This window comes from Microbacterium nymphoidis, from assembly GCF_021044885.1.
Classification (GTDB): domain Bacteria; phylum Actinomycetota; class Actinomycetes; order Actinomycetales; family Microbacteriaceae; genus Microbacterium; species Microbacterium nymphoidis.
The window spans coordinates 1528454-1552494 of the sequence record NZ_JAJNOD010000001.1 but is presented as its reverse complement, the minus strand read 5'-3'; the positions used below and the strand labels follow the sequence as shown (position 1 = coordinate 1552494).

The 24041-nt window shown below is 67.8% G+C and carries 27 protein-coding genes and 1 tRNA gene; 20 read left to right on the top strand and 8 right to left on the bottom strand.

All coding sequences use genetic code 11. The annotated features are described in order from the left end of the window. Nucleotides 1–45: 45 nt before the first annotated feature. Together LQ566_RS07235 and LQ566_RS07230 are read right to left on the bottom strand one after the other, a co-directional pair. Nucleotides 46–546 (bottom strand): DoxX family membrane protein, encoded by a 501-nt coding sequence (locus LQ566_RS07235; RefSeq protein ID WP_231090937.1) that lies wholly within the window; start codon nucleotides 544–546, stop codon nucleotides 46–48. Then, nucleotides 543–1025, bottom strand: a complete 483-nt coding sequence (locus tag LQ566_RS07230) for a DM13 domain-containing protein (protein WP_231090936.1) — start codon at nucleotides 1023–1025, stop codon at nucleotides 543–545. The genes LQ566_RS07235 and LQ566_RS07230 overlap by 4 nt, the downstream gene beginning before the upstream one ends. Nucleotides 1026–1166: 141 nt before the next feature. Between LQ566_RS07230 and LQ566_RS07225 the strand changes: the two genes are divergently transcribed. The 5 genes from LQ566_RS07225 to LQ566_RS07205 all read left to right on the top strand — a co-directional run bounded on the left by LQ566_RS07225 (nucleotide 1167) and on the right by LQ566_RS07205 (nucleotide 6419). After that, nucleotides 1167–1865, top strand: coding sequence for a response regulator transcription factor (locus tag LQ566_RS07225; protein WP_231090935.1), 699 nt, complete (start codon nucleotides 1167–1169; stop codon nucleotides 1863–1865). Further along, nucleotides 1862–3043, top strand: a complete 1182-nt coding sequence (locus LQ566_RS07220; protein ID WP_231090934.1) for a sensor histidine kinase — start codon at nucleotides 1862–1864, stop codon at nucleotides 3041–3043. The genes LQ566_RS07225 and LQ566_RS07220 overlap by 4 nt, the downstream gene beginning before the upstream one ends. 9 nt (nucleotides 3044–3052) lie before the next feature. Then, complete coding sequence (locus LQ566_RS07215) at nucleotides 3053–3226, top strand: hypothetical protein (RefSeq protein ID WP_231090933.1); 174 nt, start codon at nucleotides 3053–3055, stop codon at nucleotides 3224–3226. 236 nt (nucleotides 3227–3462) lie between these two features. Next, complete coding sequence (locus LQ566_RS07210; RefSeq protein WP_231090932.1) at nucleotides 3463–5064, top strand: HNH endonuclease signature motif containing protein; 1602 nt, start codon at nucleotides 3463–3465, stop codon at nucleotides 5062–5064. Continuing rightward, nucleotides 4998–6419, top strand: a complete 1422-nt coding sequence (locus LQ566_RS07205) for a hypothetical protein (RefSeq protein WP_231090931.1) — start codon at nucleotides 4998–5000, stop codon at nucleotides 6417–6419. The genes LQ566_RS07210 and LQ566_RS07205 overlap by 67 nt, the downstream gene beginning before the upstream one ends. 190 nt (nucleotides 6420–6609) lie before the next feature. Here LQ566_RS07205 and LQ566_RS07200 read toward each other — a convergent pair whose 3' ends face one another. Next, nucleotides 6610–7311 (bottom strand): NRDE family protein, encoded by a 702-nt coding sequence (locus tag LQ566_RS07200; protein ID WP_231090930.1) that lies wholly within the window; start codon nucleotides 7309–7311, stop codon nucleotides 6610–6612. A gap of 54 nt (nucleotides 7312–7365) precedes the next feature. Here LQ566_RS07200 and coaBC point away from each other — a divergent pair, with 54 nt between their 5' ends. After that, nucleotides 7366–8604 carry a bifunctional phosphopantothenoylcysteine decarboxylase/phosphopantothenate--cysteine ligase CoaBC gene (coaBC, locus tag LQ566_RS07195; protein ID WP_231090929.1) on the top strand — a complete coding sequence of 413 codons (1239 nt, stop codon included), beginning with the start codon at nucleotides 7366–7368 and terminating at the stop codon, nucleotides 8602–8604. An 8-nt stretch (nucleotides 8605–8612) separates the two neighbouring features. Here the strand turns inward: coaBC and LQ566_RS07190 are convergent. Together LQ566_RS07190 and LQ566_RS07185 are read right to left on the bottom strand one after the other, a co-directional pair. Next, a tRNA-Gly gene (locus tag LQ566_RS07190) sits at nucleotides 8613–8686 on the bottom strand. An 80-nt stretch (nucleotides 8687–8766) separates the two neighbouring features. Further along, nucleotides 8767–9438 (bottom strand): hypothetical protein, encoded by a 672-nt coding sequence (locus LQ566_RS07185; RefSeq protein ID WP_231090928.1) that lies wholly within the window; start codon nucleotides 9436–9438, stop codon nucleotides 8767–8769. 136 nt (nucleotides 9439–9574) lie between these two features. On the opposite strand from LQ566_RS07185, the gene LQ566_RS07180 reads away from it, so the two are divergent. Then, nucleotides 9575–10510 carry an alpha/beta fold hydrolase gene (locus LQ566_RS07180; protein WP_231090927.1) on the top strand — a complete coding sequence of 312 codons (936 nt, stop codon included), beginning with the start codon at nucleotides 9575–9577 and terminating at the stop codon, nucleotides 10508–10510. Nucleotides 10511–10613: 103 nt separating this feature from the next. Then, nucleotides 10614–10949, top strand: a complete 336-nt coding sequence (locus LQ566_RS07175; protein ID WP_231090926.1) for a helix-turn-helix domain-containing protein — start codon at nucleotides 10614–10616, stop codon at nucleotides 10947–10949. 57 nt (nucleotides 10950–11006) lie between these two features. Here the strand turns inward: LQ566_RS07175 and LQ566_RS07170 are convergent, their stop codons facing one another. Then, complete coding sequence (locus LQ566_RS07170) at nucleotides 11007–11594, bottom strand: ClpP family protease (protein WP_231090925.1); 588 nt, start codon at nucleotides 11592–11594, stop codon at nucleotides 11007–11009. Further along, nucleotides 11591–12220, bottom strand: coding sequence for a ClpP family protease (locus LQ566_RS07165; protein ID WP_231090924.1), 630 nt, complete (start codon nucleotides 12218–12220; stop codon nucleotides 11591–11593). Before LQ566_RS07165 ends, LQ566_RS07170 begins: the two co-directional genes overlap by 4 nt. A 130-nt stretch (nucleotides 12221–12350) precedes the next feature. Between LQ566_RS07165 and LQ566_RS07160 the strand changes: the two genes are divergently transcribed. The 4 genes from LQ566_RS07160 to dcd all read left to right on the top strand — a co-directional run bounded on the left by LQ566_RS07160 (nucleotide 12351) and on the right by dcd (nucleotide 15297). Continuing rightward, a complete protein-coding gene (locus tag LQ566_RS07160; RefSeq protein WP_231090923.1) occupies nucleotides 12351–13127 on the top strand; it encodes an alpha/beta fold hydrolase in 777 nt (258 codons plus the stop codon). A 67-nt stretch (nucleotides 13128–13194) separates the two neighbouring features. After that, nucleotides 13195–13542 (top strand): ArsR/SmtB family transcription factor, encoded by a 348-nt coding sequence (locus tag LQ566_RS07155; RefSeq protein ID WP_231090922.1) that lies wholly within the window; start codon nucleotides 13195–13197, stop codon nucleotides 13540–13542. A gap of 1 nt (nucleotide 13543) precedes the next feature. Further along, entirely contained in the window at nucleotides 13544–14521 is a 978-nt protein-coding gene (locus LQ566_RS07150) for an SRPBCC family protein (protein WP_231090921.1), read from the top strand. 170 nt (nucleotides 14522–14691) lie between these two features. Further along, nucleotides 14692–15297: a dCTP deaminase gene (dcd, locus tag LQ566_RS07145; protein WP_231090920.1), complete on the top strand. Its 606-nt coding sequence runs from the start codon at nucleotides 14692–14694 to the stop codon at nucleotides 15295–15297. Between the two features lie 47 nt (nucleotides 15298–15344). Here dcd and LQ566_RS07140 read toward each other — a convergent pair whose 3' ends face one another. Then, the gene (locus LQ566_RS07140) at nucleotides 15345–17027 is read right to left on the bottom strand and encodes a hypothetical protein (RefSeq protein WP_231090919.1); all 1683 of its coding nucleotides are present in this window, start codon (nucleotides 17025–17027) and stop codon (nucleotides 15345–15347) included. An 86-nt stretch (nucleotides 17028–17113) separates the two neighbouring features. Here LQ566_RS07140 and LQ566_RS07135 point away from each other — a divergent pair, with 86 nt between their 5' ends. From LQ566_RS07135 to LQ566_RS07100, 8 genes are all read left to right on the top strand, one after another. After that, complete coding sequence (locus LQ566_RS07135; RefSeq protein ID WP_231090918.1) at nucleotides 17114–17683, top strand: helix-turn-helix domain-containing protein; 570 nt, start codon at nucleotides 17114–17116, stop codon at nucleotides 17681–17683. Nucleotides 17684–17799: 116 nt separating this feature from the next. Further along, a complete protein-coding gene (locus tag LQ566_RS07130; protein WP_231090917.1) occupies nucleotides 17800–18591 on the top strand; it encodes an ATP-binding cassette domain-containing protein in 792 nt (263 codons plus the stop codon). Continuing rightward, complete coding sequence (locus LQ566_RS07125) at nucleotides 18588–19646, top strand: ABC transporter permease (protein WP_231090916.1); 1059 nt, start codon at nucleotides 18588–18590, stop codon at nucleotides 19644–19646. Before LQ566_RS07130 ends, LQ566_RS07125 begins: the two co-directional genes overlap by 4 nt. 56 nt (nucleotides 19647–19702) lie before the next feature. Further along, nucleotides 19703–20722, top strand: a complete 1020-nt coding sequence (locus tag LQ566_RS07120; RefSeq protein ID WP_231090915.1) for a substrate-binding domain-containing protein — start codon at nucleotides 19703–19705, stop codon at nucleotides 20720–20722. Nucleotides 20723–20744: 22 nt separating this feature from the next. Further along, a complete protein-coding gene (locus LQ566_RS07115) occupies nucleotides 20745–21713 on the top strand; it encodes a Gfo/Idh/MocA family protein (protein WP_231090914.1) in 969 nt (322 codons plus the stop codon). Then, nucleotides 21710–22489, top strand: coding sequence for an amidohydrolase family protein (locus LQ566_RS07110; protein ID WP_231090913.1), 780 nt, complete (start codon nucleotides 21710–21712; stop codon nucleotides 22487–22489). Before LQ566_RS07115 ends, LQ566_RS07110 begins: the two co-directional genes overlap by 4 nt. Beyond that, nucleotides 22486–22815 carry an L-rhamnose mutarotase gene (locus tag LQ566_RS07105; protein WP_231090912.1) on the top strand — a complete coding sequence of 110 codons (330 nt, stop codon included), beginning with the start codon at nucleotides 22486–22488 and terminating at the stop codon, nucleotides 22813–22815. The genes LQ566_RS07110 and LQ566_RS07105 overlap by 4 nt, the downstream gene beginning before the upstream one ends. Beyond that, the gene (locus LQ566_RS07100) at nucleotides 22812–23972 is read left to right on the top strand and encodes an aminotransferase class V-fold PLP-dependent enzyme (RefSeq protein WP_231090911.1); all 1161 of its coding nucleotides are present in this window, start codon (nucleotides 22812–22814) and stop codon (nucleotides 23970–23972) included. Before LQ566_RS07105 ends, LQ566_RS07100 begins: the two co-directional genes overlap by 4 nt. The last annotated feature ends 69 nt before the right edge of the window (nucleotides 23973–24041 follow it).

Below are 24041 nucleotides of genomic sequence, written 5' to 3'. Positions count from 1 at the left end.
GGTGCGGTTCGCGGTGGTCGACGTGATGGGTTGGGATCCTGAGCCTCATTCTGCCTGGGCCCGGCGCCTTCCGCCGACGACATCGGTTTCTCGGGCACGGCGCTCCGACCGTCGCCGCCTGGTGACGACGCTCCACCGGTCCGCACCCGGGAGGGCGAGGATGAGCGCGGAGAGGACCACCATGACCGGGTACTGGCTGATGAGCTGGTCCGAACCCCAATAGAGCATCAGCGTGCCGATCGAGAGGAAGGCGACCCAGCGGGGGAAGAAGCCGATCAGGAGGGTCACCCCGAGCAGCAGTTCGAGGAGGGGGATCGCGATGCCCATGAGGGCGGGTGCGCCCTGCATGATCGCCTCCACGGGCGGGTACCACCACGGGGTGCGCGAGTTGCCGCGGGTGCTGTCCGCCACGAGCAGGATGTCTGCGGCGCCGAAACCCGACCGGTACTTCACGAACGCCTCCGCGAACCAGAGCGCACCGACCGCGACGCGCGCCGCGATGGCGATCACCATCGCGGCGCGGCCGCTGAGCTGTCGGACGTTCACGACAGTGCTGCCGCCCCGAAGACGGCCTTCGCCTTGTCGCAGTGGATCACCACGTCGGTGTACTTGCTGAGGTCGACGCCGGAGAGTGCGAACGTCTGGTCGGCCTTGTCGAACGCGACCTTGTCGATCATCATGCCCGCCGTCACCGCTGCCTCATCCGTGCCGTTGGTGAGGTAGACGTGCAGGTCCGGGCCTTCGTCCGAAGAGAATCCCGACAGCGTCAGCTTTCCGTCCTCGATCGTGACCGTGCCGCTGACCATCTTGTCGTTGAGGCCCATGAAGGTCCCGGACTTCATCATCGTCACCGCGTCGTCCGTCGTGCTCATCGCCGACGGCTGAGAGGCGGACATCGTGCTCATCGCCGTCGGCTCGGAGGCGGACATCCCCGATCCGGAATCCGCCATGGACGTGCAACCGCTGAGACCCGCCGCCAGGACGATTGCCGCGGCCGCCGTTCCCAGTGCCATTCGTGTACGCATCACATGCTCCATTCGTCTGTGTCCCGGGCATTCGAGTGATGCCCGGGAAAACGCTAGGAACCGGTCGCACCCCACGGAGCAGTTCTTTCAGGACCGTAAGGAACGGTCGGATCGCGCGGTCGGCGGATTATCGTCGTGGTCATGGACACGGCCGAACGAGTGATGGTTGTGGAGGACGATGCCGCCGTTCGACGTGCCGTCGTGCGATATCTCACCGAGACCGGATACGCCGTGTCCTCGTTCGACAACGGGATCGCCGCGCTGGCGGCGCTGGAGCGAGAGCTGCCGGATCTGATGGTCGTCGACCGGATGCTCCCGGGGCGCAGCGGAGACGAGCTCGTGCGCGACGCTCGTTCGCGCGGCGAGCTGCCGATCATCATGCTGACCGCACTCAGCGATGTCGAGTCGCGTGTCGAGGGACTCGAGCTGGGGGCCGACGACTACGTCACGAAGCCCTTCTCCTTGCGTGAGTTGACGCTCCGCATTCGTGCGCAGCTTCGGCGCACGCACGCGGCGGCGGAGCAGCCGGCGACGTTCCGATCGGGAGCATTCGCGATCGATCCCGCCCGTCGACGGGTCTGGTTGCAGGGCGAGGAGGTCCTCCTCAGCGGGCGCGAATACGAGCTGATGCTGTTCCTGATGGAGCACCCGAACGAAGTGCACTCGCGAGACCATCTCATGCAGGAGGTGTGGGGGTGGGGGTTCGGTGATGCATCGACGGTCACGGTCCACGTGCGGCGGCTGAGAGAGAAGATCGAGGCCGAACCGTCAGCACCTCGGCACCTGCGGACCGTGTGGGGCGCCGGTTACGAGTTCTCACCGGACGGGATCGAATCATGATGGTGCTCGCTCCCTCAGACGTGGCGGTCATCGCCCTGACGAGTCTCGTCTGCACGGGTGTCGTGGCGCTGATGGCGCTTCTGTTGTTGCGACTGCTCCGACGTCGCCCCCTGTTCATCCAAGTCGTCGTGATCGGTGTCTCCGGTGTCGTGGCCACCGTGGCATCGGTCATCGCGATCTCGGTGGAGATGTACTTGTCGGAACACGATCTGACCGTGCTGATCTGGGTCATCGCGATCGCGGCTGCGCTGAGCGTCGTGCTCGCCTGGGTGCTGACACGATCGTTGCGACGTTCGATCGCCTCGGTTTCCCGCGACATCCGCCAGGTTCCCGCGGAACAGCCGGAGCTTGCCGAGGCGGTCGGTGTGGCGGAGCTTGCCGGCCTGCAGGCGGAACTAGCGCTGGTTGCCGCGCGAGTGCGCGACGCTCGCACGGAACTGGAGGAACTCGACTCCGCGCGCCGACGGTTCTTCGCGTGGATCTCACACGACCTGCGCACACCCCTGGCCGGTCTCCAGGTGGTGGCCGAAGCCGCGGAGCTCAGCCCGCACGAGGATGTTCGCGCCCTCGCGCAGAGCGTCGGAGCGCAGACGCTCAGCATGACGCGGCTCGTGGATGATCTTTTCGAGCTGTCACAGCTCAGCTCGGGGCAGTTGGTGCTGCGTACGCAGCAGGTGGATCTGCACGACATCGTGTCCGATGTCGTCAGCGAGATGCGTGTGGCAGCCGATCGTAGACGCGTGCGCATCGAAGCGCGCGGCATCGGGGGCCAGACGCTCTGGGCCGACCCGCGAGGGCTGTCGAGGATCGTCTCCAACCTGGTCGCGAACGCCGTCCGCCATGCTCCTGTGGGATCCACGATTCTCATCACCGTCACAGACGTGGACAATTCGCTCGTCCTCGGCATTCTCGACGAGGGCAGTGGCGTGGCGAGCACAGACCTGGATCGCATGTTCGACGTGGGCTGGAAACAGGACGATGCCCGCGGCCCCGACGATGCGGCGGACCTCCCGCAGTCCTCCGGAGCAGGGCTCGGGCTGTCCATCGCACGCGGCTTTGCACGTGCGCACGGCGGGGACGTCACGGCCGAGAACACCGGGCGGGGGTTCCGGATGAACGTCGAGCTTCCGCGCCAGGCACCGGGACAGGCCCGCGAGAGGGCGCGGACGCAGGCCTGAGGCTCGCTGGTGCTGGTGCTGGTGCTGGTGCTGGTGCTGGTGCTGGTGCTGGTGCTGGTGCTGGTGCTGGTGCTGGTGCTGGTGCTGGTGCTGGTGCTGGTGCTGGTGCTGGTGCTGGTGCTGGTGCTGGTGCTGGGTTCGGTCGCCGGAGGCAGAGGGTGCTCGTGCTGGCCTCTTGGGTGAGGGCCGATGGCGTTGGTGAAGTGAGTGCGCGGGAGTGGATCGCAGTAGTTCATAAGTTCGAATGTATGCCCGCGATCACGAAAGCGCCTGTCGTTGTCCACAGGTGCTCTCGCGCGGCGATCGGTCTCCCTCTGCCTTTGTTACCAGGCGCGTCTCCGGCCGCTTCTCATCGAGCTATCATCAAGTTCTCATCCCATGCGCTAGAACATAACTTCGAAAGATGAGATGATGACAGCATGACGATCACGGCGACAAGGCACATACTCCCGGAGGGTGGCACGGGCCCCTTGATGGTGCCGGATGCGTCGGGCATGGTGACGGCGCTGCCGCACACGCTCGCCGTGCGCGGAGTGCTCTCGCCTCCGGCGGCATCCGATTCAGTGTCCTTTCCGGACGCACCCATGGGTGAACTGGCCGCCTTGCTCGAGCAGGCCCGCCGGTTGCAGCGAGTCATCGCAATGCTGACGGCAACGCAGGCGACGGTGTGGGCGCGGGTGCTGGATCGAGTGACGGAACCGGATGCGCCCACCGCACGGTCCTCATCGGCCGTGGAGCTGGCCGTGCGTTCCGTCGCCGCGGAGTTCGGGGCAGCCCTCAATCTCAGCGATCATCAGGTCCAGCGTCAGCTCAACGACGCCTACACCCTCGTGAATCGCTTCTCCACGACGCACGATGCGCTGGATCGGGGGCTGATCACCGCCGCCCATGCACGAGCGATTGTCCAGGCGGGGACGGGGATCTCCGACGACATGGCGCGTGCCGTGTATGAGGAGGCTGCGGTCGTACGAGCGCAGTCCACGACGCCGTGGCGCTTGAAGGGGATGCTCTCCGTACTCGCGGAACAGAAGATGACGATCACGCTCGATGATCGTCACCGCGAAGCGCGCCGGGCTCGTTGCATCACACTGACGGAGGAGGGCGACGGAATGTCGACACTCTCCGTGCTCCTGCCGACGTTGCTCGCACATGGTGCGTTCGATCGGATCATGGGCATGGCTCGCACGATCAAGCATGATCCCGAGCCGCTGGACACTGGCACGATTCAGACCACGGTTCAGAAAAACAACGCGGTTCAGAAGGAGGTGGGTCAGGCGGAGTCCCGCACGCTACCGCAGATCGCGGTCGATGTGCTGTGTGACCTCCTGCTGGGAGCTGCCCCGGTGGCTGCGTCCGATGCGGTTGCCTCTATCCGCGGGCGTGTTCAGGTCACGGTGCCGGTGACCACGCTCGCCGGCCTCACCGACACGGGCGCCATCCTCACCGGCGCGGGCCCGATAGATGCCGAAAGTGTGCGAATCCTGGCCGCGCATCAGCCAGGGTGGGATCGCCTCATGACTGACGCTGCAACCGGCGTCGTCCTGACGGTGGACCGGTACACACCGTCATCCGCGATGCGCCGCTTCCTCGCGGCTCGTGACGAGCACTGCCGCTTCCCCGGCTGCCGTCGCCCGGTGCATCGATGCGACCTCGATCACACCCTGGCGTGGGAGCACGGTGGCGGAACTTCCACTGACAACCTTGCGCACCTCTGTCGTCGTCACCACGTGCTCAAGCACAACTCCGCGTGGAAAGTCGAGAACCTGGGTGCCGGAGTCCTGCGCTGGACGAGCCCGCTCGGGCACGAGTACGTCGATACTCCGCCTCGCCGGTTGGTGGCCTTCACGCCCGCCTCCGTCGACGAGCCAGCGCCGGAGCACCGACGTGTGCGGCCCGCGGGCGACTCCGCCCCGGCGTGCCGACGTGTGCGGCCCGCGGGCGACTCCGCCCCGGCGTGGACCGGATCAGTGACGGCAGATCCACCTCCTCCGCCCTCAGTCCGGCCTCTCTTCCCGTTCTAGTACCCGTTCTAATACCCGTTCTTGCCGCGCTGCCAGCGGTGCGGTGCGCGGGTCAGCTCTCGGCGGGTAGGCTCGCGACGCGAAATCTCGGGCAGTCCTGCTCTGTATGGGATCCTGACGCTGTGAGCGGACCAAGAGAGTATTCGGCGGGCACACGGGCAGCGCTTCCGATGCTCTCCGCGGGTCGGTGTTACTTCCCGGGCTGCATGGTGCCGATTCTGCGATTCATCGACGATCCCTCGAAAGGGATAGCGCCAGAGCCGTACATCGACTATCAGATCGCACACATTCGTGACGCGAAGCCCGGCAACCGATACGACCCGACGATGACAGATCCGCAACGGGCGGCATTCTCGAATCTCATCCTCCTCTGCAAGCCCCATCACAACCTGGTCGACAAGACCCATCCGGAGGAGTACTCCTCGTCGGACCTGGAGAGCTGGAAGGTCGCACGCGAGAGCAAGCGACGAGCGGCACTTGCGAATCTCGGCGTCGTTGGCGAGGAAGAGCTGGCGTCGCTTCTCCGGGAGACAGCACGCGAGCAGCAGCATGAAGCGGCGATGCGTGATTTGACGGGTACCGCAGCGGATGACACAGCAGGGTTGGTTCGCCACCTGGGCGCCGCCGTCGTGACGCTCCCATCCTCCAGCGATGAGGCGATTGCCGACTTCCTTCGTCGGCTCGGCGACCTCGACTGGATCCGCCAAGACTGGAACGCCGTCAGGGACAGCATGTTCACGCGTACGAGATTCCTTCGAAGCGCAATCGATCGGCTGAACCCCGTGCTTGATGTATTCGCTGATGCGATATCGGAAGCGAACGGGTATCGGCGCGCGAGCTCTTTCCTCGCTTCGCGCTCCCTCTGCCAGGCATTCATCGACGAAGGACTGAGTGACAAGTTCGTCGTCGAGATTCGGCAGCGCCTTCGCAGCCTCATCGTGCATCGTTCGGTAGCTCAGACACTGCTCCTGCGTGCGCAGGGCTTCGCACAGCACCCCACCTGGGGTGACAGGCCGTTGGAGAGTCTGTGGGACGCCCCGGCAGCCGACACCTCGGGCGAGGAGCTCTGGCGCTTCGCCGTGTCGTCGACGGCGACGGGCTTCTCCTTCCGCGCGACCACGATGGTCAACACGCTCGATCTCTACGGACTTCGCGAAGGGTGGCAGTTCCCGGCTGCGGAGCCGCTCGTGACAGCACTCGTCGATCCTCCGTATTGGTGGATGGTTCTCGTCCCCTGTGGCGTGGAGGCTGCTGTTCAGGCTGCGGTGATCCGGAGTGAACGATCGATCGACGCGGAACCTGCACTCGATTCGATTCGCGAACTCGTCAATCCGGGCAACTTCGTCGTGCAGTAAGCCTGAGAGAATTGGTGGTTCGCTGTCGCTGTGGCTATGGGCGGACACAGATCAGCGATCGTGCAGTAAGCCTGCGAGGGTCGGTGGTTGTGGCTGTGGCTGTGGCTGTGGGCGGACACAGATCAGCGGCCGCAGTGGAATGCCGTGCGGCGATTGCGGCGCCTGCGGCGCAGCGAAGGTGCCCGCTGCCTCAGCTGGTCCAGTGCGCGGGGCGCGGCAGCGAATGGTCGGCGATCACGACACCGTCGGGCGTGACGGATGCCGTCGCATAGAGCAGGGACTGCGTGGGGTACCCGTGCGGGCGGTTGTCGCGGATGATCGCCCGGTCGTCCTCGGGGTCGAGCTGTGCTGAGGTGGCAAGCAGGGCGACCCACTCGCCGACCCAGTCGGCGCTCTGCGCTGTAGGACCGAGCGCGCGGAACTCGGGGAGCCATGCCGCGATCCGTGGAGTGGTTTCGTCGTCCAGATCGTCGTGCGCGATCATGTGGGTGCCGGGGCTGATCGGGGTCTCGCGCAGCGAGACGCCGTTCCAGCTCAGCACCCGAGCGCCCTCCGGACGTACCTCGAGCAAGTTGAAGCCGTGCATCGACAACGGGGCGACGGGTGAGCGGCCGAGCACCGATTCGAGCGCGAGCGTTCCCCGCGTGAGCGCGCGGTCGTTGGGGAGATCGACGACATCCGCACGGTTGAGGAGCACGGCGAGGCGCCGCTCCCGCGGGTTGACCGCGAGCCATGCGCCGCCGGCGCGACGATCACGGATGCCGAGCACGCCGGGGTGCGTCTCGGGCCACCATTCGCCGAGGGCGTCCCATGCGCGCAACGGGTCCTCGTCTCGCACCGCGAGCAGGCGAGCCGTCGCAGTGTCCGTCACATCGATCACGACCGTGCACACCCGGGCAAGTCTACGGCGGCCCCGGTGGGCCGCGGCTGCGGCAGAATCGGACGTGTGAACATCGTCGTCGGAGTCACGGGCGGCATCGCCGCATACAAATCGGTGCACCTGGTGCGACTGCTGATCAAGGCCGGTCATGAGGTCACCGTCATCCCCACCGAAGATGCGCTGCGCTTCGTCGGCATGCCGACCTGGGAGGCCATCAGCCGGCATTCGGTGACCACGAGCGTGCATGACGACGTCGCTCGCGTACGGCACGTCGCGCTCGGTCAGAACGCCGACCTCGTCATCGTCGCACCGGCCACCGCGAACACGATCGCCCGGATGACCGCGGGAATCGCCGACGACCTGCTGGGAACCACGCTGCTGGCGACCGAGGCGCCCGTGGTCGTCGCCCCGGCGATGCACGCCGAGATGTGGCGGCACCCGGCGACTCAGGCGAACGTCGCGACGCTCCGTTCCCGCGGGGTGCACATCGTGGGCCCGGCCGACGGAGAGCTCGCCGGTGGCGACAGCGGACCAGGGCGGATGGTCGAACCCGACGACATCGCCGCGGCGGGACTCGCCCTCCTCGCCGCCGGGGATCTCGTCGGTCTGCGCGTGGTCGTCTCGGCCGGAGGAACTCGGGAGCCGATCGACCCGGTGCGGTACCTCGGCAACCGGTCGAGCGGGCGGCAGGGCGTCGCGCTCGCCGCAGAGGCGGCGGCGCGGGGTGCCGCGGTGACGCTGATCGCCGCGAACATCTCGGGTGACGTGCTCGCCGAAGCGCAGCATCCGTCCGTCCGCATCGTGTCGGTCGGCTCGGCGGCCGAGCTTGGTGAAGCTCTCATGGACGTCGCCGCAGCGGCCGATGTCGTCGTCATGGCCGCCGCGGTCGCGGACTACCGGCCGGTCGAGGTCGCGGCCCGCAAGCTCACGAAGGACGACGGCGAACTGAAACGGATCGAGCTCGTCGAGAACCCCGACATCATCGCGGGACTGACTGCCGCGCGACGGGAGGGGCAGCTGTTCGTCGCCTTCGCCGCTGAGACTCCATCAGAGGAGGGCGGCGAGGAGGAGATGCTCGTCCGAGCTCGGCGCAAGCGCGAGCGCAAGGGCGTCGACGTGCTCGTGGTGAACGAGGTCGGATGGGAACGAGGATTCGAAGCCCCCGACAACGAGGTGCGGGTGATCGGTCCCGACGGCATCGTGATTGCTGCGGCGTCGGGAAGCAAGCGTCGAGTTGCGGCGGAGATCTGGGACTCGCTTGTGGCGGTGCGCTCGCAGGAGGGAACCGTGGCTCACCGAACGTGAGAACTCTGTGGAGGGGCTGACGGGAATCGAACCCGCGCTGTCTGCTTGGGAAGCAGAAGTTCTGCCATTGAACTACAGCCCCGTACCGGCCCCGCGTGATCACGCGGGTGAACGGGTGTTGCAAGCCTAGCCCGCGGGCGGTGTTCGGGCAAACGACCCGCGTCAGCCTGCCGTCAGCACCTCGAGTTGCCGGTCGAAGATCGCTGTCGCCTGGGTCGCGAGAGCAGACGTGAGCGTGGCCATCCCGGGGCTCACCTGTGCCATCACGATGCCGTCGTCGTACTCGGCCCAGTAGAGGTCCTCGTTCTCGCCCACGTTGTGCAATCCGGACCATCCCTCGACCGCGGGTGCGGGCTCCTGCAGTGTCTCGCCGGTAGGAGCCGCCCCGACGCAGGAGGTGAGCTGGTGCTCCAGCGCGTCGAGGTTCTTCGTGAGTTCCGGGGTGGTGAATGGGAGGACGGCGATCACCAGACTGGGTGCGGGGCGCTCCGTCGAGGTCGCGAGGAAGGTACCGCTCGCCGACGTCGCCTTCTCCGTGAGCGCGAGGACCGTCCAGGCGCTGTCGTGGCAATCGCCGCCGTAGTCGTACCCGTCCGGCGGGGTGACGAATCCGCGGAACCGGCCGCCTTGCCACAGCGGAGCGATCACCGAGACCGCGGTCTCGGTGAGTACACCGTTCGTCGCGGTCGGCGCGGGTTGCGTGGTGGACTCGATCGCCGGGGCGATGGTCGACGGTGCAGGAGAGGGGCGTGCAGGGGTGCCGGAGGTGCAGCCGGCCAGTGCGACCGTGACGAGGAGGGCGGCGAGCGCCGCCGTCTGTCGTCCACGGTTCATGCCTCCATCACACCACGATGCGCAAACCGGGGGAAGAGAGGGCGGCGCCGCACGTTCGTGCAGAGTTCCGCCGTGTCGAAACGGCGGTGTTAGCCTGCGAGCGGCGGCGCGCGGAAGCGTCGTTGGAGGAGGATCCATGGCTCTCAAGGAGATCGAGTTCCCGTCGCGCAACGGCCGCGACACCATTCACGCGTGGGTGTACGAGCCCACCGTGCCGGCCCGCGCCGTGGTGCAGCTGGTGCACGGACTGGGGGAGCACTCCCGGCGTTACATTCGGTTGATCGCGAAGCTGCTCGACGAGGGATTCGTGGTTGCCGCGGATGACCACGCCGGCCACGGGAAGACGGCGATGACTTCGGGCATCTGGGCCGATGCGGGCGACGACGCCGGGGCCGTGGTGGTGGCCGACGAGCAGACGCTGCGCGCGCGGGTGCGCGACCTGTACCCGAATCTGCCGTACATCGTCTTCGGCCACTCCTGGGGGTCGATGATCGCCCGAGGACTCGCGGGCGAGTCCTCCACGGAGATCGACGGACTGATTCTCGGAGGCATCGCCGCGCAGATGGAAGGCCTCGAATCGCGGCTCGACCGTGCCGCGCTCGCGGCCGAACCCGACGCGACCGCCTTCGCTGACGCCTACATCGGCGACGTGTTCTCCGGGTTCGTCTCGCGCTTCGGACCCGATGCCGGTCCGACCGCGTGGGTCGCCCGCAATGTCGACGTGGTGCGTGACCACCTCGCCGACCCGCTCAACAACTTCGGGGCACCGATGACGGTGCGCTTCCTGCGTGGTTTCGTGGACCTCTACGACCGTGCAAACGGCGACGACTGGTACACGAGCGTGCGCTCCGACCTGCCGATCCTGATCCTCGCGGGCGACCAGGACCCGGTCGCCAACTACGGCGAAGGGGCCTACCACGTGGCCAACCGGCTGATCCGGACCGGGCACCCCGACGTTCAGGCGCACGTCTACCCGGGCTTCCGCCACGAGGTGCACAACGAGCCGGAGATCCGTGACGAGGTCGCCGGCGAGATCATCGACTTCGTGGAGCGCGTGATCTCGGCACGCTGAGACCGGCACCGGCGGCGGGTCTGTCCCGTCGCCGGTGCTGCAGACTCTCTGCTGTGAGCGGATTTCCTGGCGCCCGGTGGGCTCGCGATTCCTAGAATGAGGCATGACCGACACCACCGCCCAGGACACCGCACCCGGTCCGAAGCCGCGGGACCCGCTGTGGCGACACCTGCTCGGCGGATCGCTGCGTGACCGCCGCAAGGCGCTCGGCGACACTCTGGACGACGTCGCTCATCGCGCGGGCGTCTCGCCGCAATACCTGTCCGAGATCGAGCGCGGGCTCAAGGAACCGTCGAGTGAGGTCGTCGCCGCGGTCAGCGCAGCGCTGGGGGCGTCTCTCCTGGATCTGACCCTCGACGTCGCCCGTTCCCTGTCCGCGGACGCCCCCGCACCGGCGCAGCTCTGCGCCACCCGGTCGAGTTACGCGCTCGCGGCCTGACGCCGCAGCGGAACGGCGACACGGTGGACCCACTCCGCGGTATCGCCGTTCCGTTCGTCAGCGCGTCGCGAGGACGTGATCGAGCAGTCCGTAGTCGCGCGCGGCCGCGGCGGTGAAGACGCGGTCGTGATCGGTGTCGGCGCGCAGTCGGTCCACGGGTTGTCCGGTGTGACGAGCGAGAACCTCCTCGATGTCCGAGCGCAGCCGGATCACCTCGTCGGCCTGCAGGATGAGATCGGGGATCGTTCCGCGTCCCTGGGCCGCCGGCTGATGCAGGACGACGCGACCGTGGGGGAGCGATGCCCGTTTCCCGGCGGCTCCGGCGGCGAGCAGCACGGCGCCGACCGCCACGGCCTGGCCCACGCAGGTCGTGGCGACCGGGGGCTTGATGAAGGTCATCGTGTCGTAGATCGCGAGCATGGCGCTCGGATCGCCGCCCTCACAGTTGATGTAGAACTGGATGTCCTGATCGGGGTTGTCGGCCTCCAGGTGCAGCAGCTGGGCGATCAGCGTGTTCGCGACACCGGCGTCGATCGCGGTGCCGAGATACACCACCCGCTGGGTGAGCAGGTGGGAGTAGACATCCATGATGCGCTCGCCGCGCGGGTGCTGGGCGATCACGTTCGGCACGGTGTAGCTGCTCATCGACGTACACCTTCCGTCGCGTGGGAGAAGCCTGCGGAGACGCGCTCGCGAGGCCGGTAGTCGTCGAACGACGTCACGATCCGATCCACGAAGCCGTAGTCGAGAGCCTGCTGCGCCGAGTACCAGTGATCGTGCAGCGAGTCCTCGAAGATCCGCTCCATCGGCTGACCGGTGTCCTCCGCGATCAGCCCGAGCACGGTGTCGCGGGTGTGGCGCAGGTCATCGGCCTGGAGGGCGATGTCGACTGCGGCGCCGCCGATGCCGGCCGAGCCCTGGTGCATCAGTACGCGTGCGTGCGGCAGCGCCTTGCGCTTGCCCTTCGTTCCCGCCGACAGCAGGAACTGCCCCGCGCTGTAGGCGATGCCGAGGACCATCGTCGAGACGTCGTTCGGGATGGTGCGCATGATGTCGCGGATCGCGAGCATCGCGGGCACGGATCCTCCGGGGGAGTGGATCCAGAGCGAAATGTCGGCGATCGGGTCATCGGACGCCAGCGTGATCAGCTGCGTGGCGAGGAGGGTTCCGTTGTCGTCGTCGAGCGGCCCGTCGAGGACGAGCACGCGGCGCTCGTAGAACTCCCGCCGCACGGTATCGGTGAACAGGGGTGGCTTGGGTGAATCGCTCATGGGGACATCGTGGCTCCGGCGAGGGGCGGCGGGGTGCGGTCTCTGCTGCGGGCGGATCTGCTGTCAGTGGAGGGGACTCGATCTGCGTGGGGCCGCGTCCAATGTCGGAGGCCGGTGGTTGGATGACGGCATGAGCATCGCAACGTCGGCAGACGGCACTGCCATCGAGTTCTCGGCGACCGGCGACGGTCGCACCATCGTGATCGTGAACGGCGCGCTGTCGCGGGGAGAGGACGCCGCATCTCTCGCGCACGCCCTCGCCGATGCCGGCTTCCGTGCCGTCACCTGGGATCGCCGTGCTCGGGGCGGAAGCGGCGACCGCCCGGGGTCCACTCCGGACGACGAGGTGGCCGATCTGGCTGCGGTGATCGCCGCGGTAGGCGGGGCGGACGCCGTGCTCGGTCACTCTTCCGGCGCCGTGCTCGCGCTCTATGCCGCGTCTCAGGGCGTTCCGACCGGAGCGCTCTTCCTCTCCGAGCCGCCGATCGACGTCGAGGGTTCCGGCGCGCAGACGCCGGAACTCGCCGAGCGCCTGCAGTCCTTCGTCGACGACGAACGCCCCGGCGACGCGATCGAGACGTTCCAGCTCGAGGCCGTCGGCCTGCCTGTCGCGATGGTCGAGGCCGGCCGTACGAACGGGATGCTCGCCGCCCTCACGCCGCTCGCACAGTCCACCGTGTACGACACCCGATTGGTGCACCGGATGCGCCGACCGGACGCCGAGCTGCTTGATGTGAATCGTCCCGTCACCGTGCTGCGCGGCGAGCAGACCTTCCCGTTCCTGATCGCCGCGTCTGACTGGGCCGCGGAGCACATCCCGGGTGCGGAGCTCGTCGTCGTTCCCGAGTCGATCATGCACCGGCTCGACCCGGCCGCGACGGCGCGTGTGATCTCCGCGCGACTCTGACGCCGGGCCGGGGATTCCGGATCCCACCCCTTGACACCCACCCCCGCACGCCGTAACGTACAACCAAATGGTTGCACAACGAGAACTCAGCGAAGCGGAGGTCGACCGTGTCTTTCACGCACTGGCGACGTCGACGCGGCGCGACATCCTGCGCCGGACCATCGAGGGCGAGCAGTCCGTCACCGCCCTCGCGTCCCGGTATGAGATGTCGTTCGCGGCGGTGCAGAAGCACGTGGCAGTGCTCGAAGCGGCCGAGCTCATCATCAAGCGCGCCGAAGGACGCGAGCGGCTGGTCCGCGCCAATCCCGAGATGATCGCCCGTGCGCGGGCGCTTCTCGCCCAGTACGAAGAGCTCTGGCGATCGCGCATCGCCCGGCTCGATGCCCTGCTTGCAGAACCTCACGAAGGAGAATGACATGCCCGTCACCGACGTCGTCACCGATGCCGACAACCTGACCATGACCGTGATCGCCGATCTCGCCGCGCCCGTGGAGCGTGTCTGGAACGCGTACACGGACCCCGAGCAGCTCAACCGGTTCTGGGGACCTCCCGGATGGCCGGCGACGTTCACGGTCTGGAACCCTGTCGTGGGCGGCCGCGCGCAGTACACGATGAACGGTCCGCGCGGTGAGAAGTCGTCCGGTGCGTGGGAGTTCCTGGCCATCGACGCACCGCACAGCTTCGAGGTGATCGACGCGTTCGCCGATGAGGACGGCACGCCGCTCGAGGGGTTCCCGTCGATGCGCATGACCTTCACGTTCGAGCCCACCGACGACGGCACCCGCATGGTCAACACCAGCTACTTCGATTCCGCGGAGGCGCTGGAGCAGGTGGTGGCGATGGGTGCGGTCGAGGGCACGCGCATGGCGATGGCGCAGCTGGATGCCGTGCTGCAGGGGCTCCGGGAGTTCGCCCAGGGCAAGGGCACGGTCGTCGAGCTGCTCGACGACACTCACGTGCGCATCACTCGTCTCGTGGAGGGGCCGCGCGAGCTGGTCTGGCGCGCCTACAACGAGGCCGATCTGGTGAAGCAGTGGATGCTGGGTCCCGACGGGTGGGAGATGACCGAGTGCGTCATCGCCACGGAGCCGGGTGCCTCGTTCCGCAACTCCTGGGCACCCGTCGGAGACACCGAGGGTGAGCCGTTCGGATTCGAGGGCGAGGTGCTGATCTTCGATCCGCCTCGCCGTGCGGTCACCACCGAGCGCATGCAGGGGATGCCCACCGAGACGCTTAACGACCTCAACCTCTATGAGGAGGATGGCGCCACCCTCATCACCGTGCTCATCGAGTACCCCGACAAGGAGACGCGCGACATGATCCTCGCCACCGGCATGGCCGACGGCATGGAAGCGTCGTACCAGCGTCTCGAGCGTGAGGTGCTCAGCGCCTGACACGCACCGGCAGCCCGCGGATCACGATGATCCGCGGGCTTGTCGTGAATCCATGAGCGTGCGCCGAATCCATGACAGATTCGCCATATTCCTCATGTACTGAGCGCATCGTCATGCACTCGCGTCACATCTGCGCACGCCGAATGCGGAGAGGGCCGTAGGCTGTGGACGTGCTGCTTTCGGATCGCGACATCAAGGCCGGACTCGCTGACGGGCGCATCGCCCTCGATCCCTTCGACCCGGCGATGGTCCAGCCGTCGAGCGTGGACGTGCGCCTGGACCGGTACTTCCGTCTCTTCGACAACCACAAGTACCCGTTCATCGATCCGTCGCAGGACCAGCCGGAGCTCACGCGGCTCATCGAGGTCGACCCGGATGAGCCGTTCATCCTCCACCCCGGCGAGTTCGTGCTCGGCTCGACCTACGAGCAGATCACACTGCCGGACGACATCGCGGCCCGGTTGGAGGGCAAGTCCTCGCTCGGCCGACTCGGACTGCTCACCCACTCCACCGCCGGCTTCATCGATCCCGGATTCTCGGGTCACGTGACGCTGGAGCTCTCCAACGTCGCCACCCTGCCGATCAAGCTGTGGCCGGGGATGAAGATCGGCCAGGTCTGCTACTTCCGCCTCACGTCGCCGGCGGACAACCCCTACGGGTCGGGGCCATACGGCAACCGGTATCAAGGTCAGCGCGGCCCGACCGCCTCGCGCTCGTTCCAGAACTTCCATCGCACCGACGTGTCCGCCACCGACGCGGGATCGGCTGGGGCGTAAGACAGCGGCGGGCAGGGCTCATGCCCCGCCCGCCGCTGTCTCTATCATCAGCTGCCCATGTAGGCGCGGCGGTTCACTCGGTCGGTGAGCCAGATCCACCGGCGCAACTGCTCGCCGGTGAACTGACGGGCGCCGTCGAACGCACGCCCCTGCAGTGTGCGCAGTCGCTCGACGGGCAGGTGCTGGTGGTCGTCCAGTTCCTGCATGATCGAGATGAACTCGTCGGCTGCTCCCCGCCCGCCGAGCCGCGGAGCAACGTCCTGGTCCAGGAATGCGTCCCAGCTGAGGTCCGCGTCGAAGCCGAAGCGTCCGAACGCGAGATAGCTCAGCTCCGAGGAGACGTGGAACGGACTTGGTTCGCCCCATACGGTGAGGCCCTGCATGCCCATGTCGAAACAGTGCCGTGACAGCTCGGCGAACACCGGGGCGTTGAACGCGTAGAGTTCGGTGCGCTCGTCGCCGTTCCACTGGCAGGCGAACTGCGCGCGGGCGACGTTGGTCCGGGTGGGAAGATCCGCGACGGTCTGCGGTGTCAGCTCGGCCCGCACCCGGTTCCAGTAGCCGCGGTTGTAGGTGTGCTGGTAGATCGCACCGTCCGGCAGCGTCGTCAGCGGGGCGTGGGCCTCGCTGTCCAGCAGGTTGTCCCACTGCAGCTCACAGTAGATCCAGAGGTCGTCGCGGCCGCCGCGCGCGGCCTCGAACAGGCGGGGGAAGTTGTCCGCCATGTCCGCGTGCGACCAGAACTCCGCGTCGTCGTCGCGCCGGTTGGGGTCCTCGCGATCACCGCGCCGCGTCATGCACCGCTCGCAGCCGCAGACCCCGTAGTCGCCGCCTTCGATGTTCACCCCGCCGGGTTCGACCGTCTCCACGAGCCAGGAGAGAGCGTCGGCCATCCAGTCGATGGTGTTCGGATCCGACGGGCACGCGGTGCGGGTGTAGTCGCTGCGCGGGAAGTTCAGCGGGAACGACAGATCGGCCAGCTGGAATCCCACGCCGCGCTCCATGTCGGCGGCGCGGTCGGGGTGCGCATCCAGGTAGGTGGAGAGGTTGTACGGGTGATCGCCCTCCCAGTACACGCCGCCGTACGCGCCGATCGCGACACCCGGCAGGATGCGCACCCCGCGCTCGCGGGCGTAACGGGTGAGCTCCTTCGCGTCGTCGACACCGCCGTGGTTGTCGCGGAAGAAGCCGTAGATGACGATGGCGGCGATCTGGTTCTGGCTGCAGAAGTCGACCATCCGCTTGTAGTCCGCCAGGAAGCCCGACGGCGGCTTCCCGTACGGGTTGAACACGCCGATCTCCTGGTGGCCCACCTGGCTGAGTTCCCAGTTGGTGGAGTGGTCCCACGTCCAGAACGTCCGATATGCGAGGGCGGGGCGGCGTTCGACGTGTGTGACCGGCACCGACACGCCGGTGCCCGGGGCCGGACGAACAGCGCGGAGCAGCTCTTCCACCGCGTAGATCACGCCGGAGAACGGGCCGCCGACGATCTCGATACGAGGTGCTGCGCCCTCCGTCCGTGTGTCGATGCGGAAGGAGCCCTCGGGAAGCCGGGTGTCCTCGCGTAGTGAGATGACCGGAATGGAGTCGGGTCCTTCGCCGCCCGGCGGCACGGTGAGCCACTCCAGTCCGGAACCCGCGGTGGCAAGACGGCCCGCGGCGTGAGGATGGCGGTCGGCGCCGATCACGGCGACGCGGCCGTTCAGCGTGATGAAGTCGGACTCAGACATCGATCGTCTCCTTGGATGAGGGTCAACGGTGACCAGAAACGATCGACAGAGCGAACGATGGAATGTTCTGTACTATAACCGTCATCATGAATGAAGACCAGCCCGTATCGCCGCTCGCCGACAACATCCGCAAGTGGCGGGAGCGGCGCGGACTGAGCGTGTCCGCCCTGGCGCGTGAAGCGGGGATCTCGAAGTCCACGGTCTCCGAACTGGAGCGGGGAAACGGAAATCCCTCCCTCGACACCCTCTGGTCGCTGGCCCGTACGCTCAATGTCCCGCTCGGCGGTCTGTTCGCGGTCGCGGTCGGGGCCGGTGACAGTGAACTGCGACGGCTGGTCGATGCTCCGGTCATCGCCCGCTCCGGCGATGACTTCATCGCGCAGCTCATGGCGAGCTGGCAGGGTGCCGGTGAGGTGGAGGTGTCCGTGGTGACCCTCGCCCCCAATGCGGAGCGCAACTCCCGCGGGAACGCGCCCGGTGTCGTCGAGCGCGCACTCTGTGCTGACGGGATCATCGAGGTGGGGCCGGCGGACAAGCCCGTCGTGCTCACTCCGGGGGACATGCTGACCTTCCGCGCCGACCAGCCCCACATCTACCGCGCGCGTGAAGATGGCGGGCGGTTGTTCGTCGTGCAGCAGTATCCGCCGGCGATCTGAGCGACTCCGCTCACGCGGGGGCTTGCGCGCCGCCGCGAGGGTCTGCTTCAATGTGACTGTTCGACAGAGCGAACGATGGACCTCTCTGTAGAACGACACGAGTCGAAGGAGACCGAATGGACAACGCGACGACGCAAGTCGCGTCCTCAGCCCCGCAGCCGATCGTTCGCGTCCGTGACGTCGCGAAGAGCTTCGGGCACGTGCGCGCCCTCCGCGGGGCGAGCCTGGACATCTACCCGGGCGAGGTCCTCGCCCTGATCGGCGACAACGGCGCGGGAAAGTCGACGCTGTCCAACGTCCTCGCCGGCGTGCTCGACCCCGACCAGGGCGAGGTTCTCGTGGGCGGCGATGCGATGACTCTCGGCAGCGTCGCGGCTGCTCGTTCGCACGGCATCGAGATCGTGTATCAGGACCTTGCGCAGGCGCCCGACCTCTCGGTGACGCAGAACTTCTTCCTCGGGCGTGAGCTCGTGCAGCCGGGCCCTCTGGGGTTGCTCGGCAAGCTGGACGAGAAGACGATGCGTGCTCGCACCAAGGAGGCCATGTCGCTGCTCGGTGCCCAGGTGCCATCGCTCACGGCCCCGGTCAGCGCACTGTCGGGTGGGCAGCGCCAGGCCATCGCGGTGGCGCGCGCGGTGATGTGGGCCAAGACGGCGATCCTCATGGACGAGCCGACCGCCGCCCTCGGGGCGCGGCAGACCGCCATGGTGTACGACGCCGTCCGTGCCGCCGCGGAGCGCGGACTCGCCGTGGTGCTGGTGTCCCACGACATCCCCAAGATGATCGACTTCGCCGACCGGATCGCCATCATGCGCCACGGCCGGGTGGTCGAGCAGATGACGACCGGAGGGCTCCAGCTCGTGGATGTCCTCACCACGATGCTCTCCGCGAAGGAGGAAGCGGCATGACCACCACCACCGATCTCCCCGCCGCGGCGGCCACGTTCGACAGCAGCGAGCCCACGTTCACCAGGCGGCTGTTCACCTCCACGGCCTTCCTGATCGCGATCGTCGTGGTCGCGCTGATCATCCTCTTCGGGGCACTGTCACCCAACTGGGTGTTCCTGGGCGCGACGAACTTCCGCAACCTCGCGCTCGACTCCGCGCAGCTGGTTCTGCTCGCCATCGGCATGACGTTCCTGCTCGGCGCCGGAGAGCTCGACCTCTCCATCGGCGCGAACGTCATCCTGTCCTCTGTCGTCGGCGCGAAGGTCATCACCGCCGTAGGCGGCAGTCCCGAGCAGGTCCTCGCGGGGCAGTACGAGAACGCGGGCATCGCGATCCTGCTCGGCCTACTGGCGTCGCTGGCAACCGGATTGCTGTTCGGTCTCGTCAACGCCACCCTCATCAACCTGCTGCGCGTGAACTCCTTCGTCGTCACCCTCGCGATGATGAGCGCCGGCCTCGGCCTGGCGTACATCGTGACCAACGGCGTCAACGTCAGTTCGCTGCCCCGCGACATGCAGCGCGGCTTCGGCACCGCGAACCTGTTCGGGGTGATCCCGGTCCCCGCCCTGATCGCGGTGGCCGTGGGCATCATCGCCTGGTTCGTGATGACGCGACTCCGATTCGGGGTGCACACCCTTGCGCTCGGATCGTCGATCCGCTCGGCCGAGCGCGCCGGCATCAACGTACGGGCGCACCGCATCAAGCTGTTCATGATCATGGGCGGCATCTGCGGTCTCGTCGGCTTCGTGGAGATCTCGCGATTCCTCACCACGAACATCCAGGGCCACCAGGGCGATGCCCTCGCAGCCATCGCCGCCGTCGTGATCGGCGGCACCAGCCTCTTCGGCGGTCGCGCCTCGGTGCTGGGTTCCATGGTCGCCGCCATCATCCCCGCCGTCCTCATCAACGGACTGGTGATCCTGCGCGTCGGCTCGTTCTACCAGCTGGTGGTCACCGGAATCATCCTGCTGATCGCCGTCGGCATCGACCAGCGACGCCGCGCGCAGACGAAGTAGTCATCCCGCAGTACCCGAACCGCCGATTCCGGCACGAGACATCCAATGGAGGAGAAGTGCTCATTCGCAACAAACGCTCCCGCATCGCCCCGTTCATCGCGATCGGCGCGGGCCTGGCCCTCGCCCTCGCGGGCTGCACGTCGCCCGACGACGAAACGCCTGCGGCAACGGGAGGCGCCGAGCCGGGCGCCCAGCCCACTGTCGCATTCGTCGCCGCACAGATGACCGCCACCTACTTCCAGGTGATGCAGTGCGGCGCACAGGAGGCGGCCGAGAAGTACGACGTGCGCCTGGACTGGCAGGGCGACGCCAACTGGGACCTGCAGACGCAGACGCCGCTCATCAATGCGGCGATGCAGCTCAAGCCCGCCGGTCTCGTGCTCGTCCCGACCGACCCGGCAGGGCTGGTCGGCACGGTGGAGGACATCGCCACGGCAGGCACGCCGGTGATCACCGTCGACGGCTCCCTGGACCAGCAGGTCGAGCTTCAGAACATCCGCACCGACAACGTCTCGGCGGGTGCGCTCGCCGCCGATGCGCTGGCGCAGTCGATCGGTGAGAAGGGCACGGTCATGGTGATCGCCTCGTTCCCGGGCGTCGCCGCCAACGCCGAGCGCGTCGACGGATTCACGGCGCGCATGGCCGAGGCCTACCCCGACGTGACGGTGCTTCCCACCGAGTACTCCGAGGCCGATCAGGCCAAGGCGTCGCAGAAGGCGTCGGCGGCGCTCACCGATCCCGATCTGAAGGGCATCTACACCACCCTCGCCCCCGCGTCCGCCGGTGCGGCCGCAGCGATCGAGGGTGCGGACAAGGTGGGCCAGGTCAAGCTCGTCGCATACGACGCCGATCCCTCCCAGATCGAACAGCTCAAGAGCGGTGTCTACGAGGCCCTGGTGGCGCAGGACCCCTATGGGCTCGGTTACGACTCCGTGGAGCGGATCGCGAAGATCGTCTCCGGCGAGGCGAGCGCCGATGACCTCGAGTACCAGGAGTTCGTGAACGCCTTCATCATCACGAAGGACAACGTCGACTCCGAGGAAGCTCAGCGCTACATCTACAAGCCCACCTGCTGACCCTCGCACGAAAGGACCCGCGATGACCCTCCGCCATCCATCCGCCACTCCGCTGCGCGTCGCCGTCGTGGGCGCGGGTCCTTTCGGGCGCGCGCACGCCCTCGAACTCGCTCGCACCCCCGCAGTGGAGCTCGCGGCCATCGTCGCGCCATCGGCCGAGCGCCGCGACGCACTCGCCGCCGAGACGGGAGCCGCGCTGTCGCTCGCCGATCTCCGGCCTCTCCTGGACGGCGCCGTCGACGCCGTGGTGATCAGCGCCGCCGCAGCGGTGCAGGCGGGGATCGCCGTGACGGCGCTCGCCGCGGGCGTTCCGGTCCTGGTGGAGAAGCCCGTCGCCATCGATCAGGCGGCGCGCGAGCAACTGCGCCGTGCCGCTGCGCAGTCCTCCGCATGGCTCATGCCCGGGCACATCCTGCGCTTCTCCGCGCCGCATGCCGAGGTCCGCGAGGCGGTGCGCTCGGGGGCGGTGGGCCGCGTGCGCTCGCTGTCGTTCCGCCGTCATCGCGGGCTCGATCACCAGGCACTGTTCCCGGCGGTGCACCCGGTGCTGATGACGATGATCCACGACATCGATCTCGCGCTCTGGCTGACCGGCGATCGCATCGAGAACGTGTCCAGCACGGAGATCCGTACCGCGGCTCATCCGCAGCCGCTGGCGGTCTCGGCACGAGCCCGCACGAGCGCGGGAACGGAACTGTCGTTCGAGGTGTCGTGGTCGCTGGGCGCCGGGCAGCATCTTCCCGATGCGCTGGAGCTCATCGGAGAGGACGGCACTCTTGCCCTTCGCCAGGACGCCCGCGTCATTGGGCCCACGGGACCCGCCGACGATCACCTCACCCCCGCTCATCCGTATGGCGCGCTCGCCGCAGAGCAGCAGGTCTTCCTCAGCGCCGTCCGATCCGGCAACGCGCCCACCGCCGTGACGCTCGACGAGGCACTGCACGGCCTCGAGGTCGCCGAGCGGATCATCATCGCGGGAGCCGTGACGTGAGCGGGCGCTTCGATTCGCACATCCACCTCTTCGAGCACGGATACAGCGGTGATCGTCCGGCCGGTGCCGAGCTGGCCGACTACCTCGCGCTGCGACGGGAGCACGGGATCGACCGCGCTCTCGTGGTGGGGTACGAGGGAGAGCCGGCGTACGCGGGCAACAACGATCACATCGTGGACCTGGCCGTCGAGCACCCCTGGATCCATCCGGTGCTCTACCTGGCGGAGACGGCCCGGCGCCTGCCCGACGCCGTCCGGGCGGGCAGAGCCGACGGCGTCTCCCTGTATCCGACCCGTCGCGTCGCGGCCGAGCTCTGGGATGAGCTCGACGGGCTCGGCGCGGTCGTGTCGGTGAACGTTCCCGCGGATCGCGCGGATCTGATCCGCGATGCCGTGCACGTCGAGCGCGCGGCAGTCCTGGTGAGCCACCTGGGCCTGCCGGGTGCCGCCGGAGCGGCCGGGGACCCGCTTCAGGACCGGTTGCGCGCGATCCTGGACCTCGCTGTGAACCCGCGGATCTTCGTGAAGCTGTCCGGTCTCTATGCGATCGACCCGCGTTTTCCCCATGCGGGCGCCCGCGCGGCGTTCGAACTGATCGCGGACGCCTTCGGCCTGGAACGGCTGTGCTGGGGGTCCGACTTCTCTCCGGTCCTCGGTGCGGTCAGCGCCGAGGAGGCCATGACCCTTCCGGACTGGGTTGCCGGGCAGCTGCGGACGAGCGAACGGGACGCGGTGCTCGGCGGCAACCTCCATCGCCTGATGGGCGGGGCCGGATGACCGCGTTCTGCTACGTGTTCGAGCTGCTGCCCGGCGTCGACGACGAATACGACCGTCGCCACGCCGAGCTCTCCCCGCTCGTGGTCGACGCGATGCACGCGGCCGGAATCGACGATTTCCGGCTCTTCCGCCGCGACCGGCTGGTGATCGCCGTCGGATCCGCGGATCGCCCGGTGCCGGAGGTCTTCGCAGCGCTGGAACGTGACCCCGCGAACCGCGAGTGGAGCGACTCCATCCGCCGCCTGATGAGCCGGGCGACCGATGAGACCGGCTCGCTGCTGTTCGCCGATGAGATCTGGCGTCTGCCAGGAAAGGACTCTGCATGACCCCCCACGCTTCTCCGGGCGCACGAGCGCTGATCCCGCGGGATCACTTCATCGGTCTATCCGACGACGTGAGCTACCTCTACACCGGCGCCCACGCCCCCGCCCTGCGCGTGGTTGAGGACGCGATGGTGACCGCGTACCGGGCGAAGAGCCGTGCCGAGGACGGACGCTCGATCCTGTTCGGCGCCGAGGCTCAGGCCCGCGCCGACGTGGCGCGGCTGGCGGGGATGCGGGCGGAGGACGTCGCCTTCCTCGGCGACGCCTCCACGGCCTGGAGCGCGATCGCCAACGGCTGGGCCTTCCGCCCCGGCGACAACGTGGTCGTCAACGAGTACGAGCATCCCGCGGTGTTCGCGCCGTTCCTCCGGCTGCGTGAGCACGGGCTCGACGTGCGCGTCGTGCCGCGCGGTGACGACTGGGAGTTGTCGTCGCAATCGTTGCTCGATGCCTGCGACGAGCGCACGGTCGCCTTGTGCGTCAGCCACGTGGGCTACATGACCGGGCTGAAGCACGATCTGAGCGCGCTGGGCGAGGGGGCTCGCGAACGAGGAATCCCGTTCCTCGTGGACGTGTCGCACTCGCTCGGGGTGTCCACGATGGATCTCTCCCACGCAGCGCTCGTGGTGAGCGCCTCCTACAAGTGGACGCTGGGACCGTATGGCGTGGGGATCGTGGGCTGGAATCGCGACCTGCTCGCGGACTTCCGCCCGGGGGCCGTGGGCTGGCGTTCCCTGGAGGACATCTTCACCGATCGTCGCTTCGAGGAGCTCAACTGGAACGCCGATGCCTCGCGCTTCCAGATGGGCGCTCCCGCCCTCTCCGACATCGCAGGACTGGGTGCGTCGAGCGCGCTGCTGGGCGACATCGGCATCGAGCGGATCGAGGAGCACGTCGCCGCGATCGTCGCCGACGCGGACCGGCGGCTGCGGGATGCGGGACTGAACGTGATCACGCCTGCCGACCCCGCACGCCGTGCGGGGAACCTGGCTGTTGCGGTGGCCGACGGCGAAGGAGTAGCCGCAGAGCTCGCGCGCCGGGGCGTACTGGCCTGGGGCGGCGACGGGCGGGTGCGCGCCTCGTTTCACGCGCTCAACGACCTCGGCGACGCCGAGCGCTTCGCCCACGAACTGGCGGCCGTGGTGAAGGAGCGCTCATGACCGACGGAGCACTCACGCCTGATGGAGCACTCACGCCTGATGGAGCACTCACGCCTGATGGAGCACTCA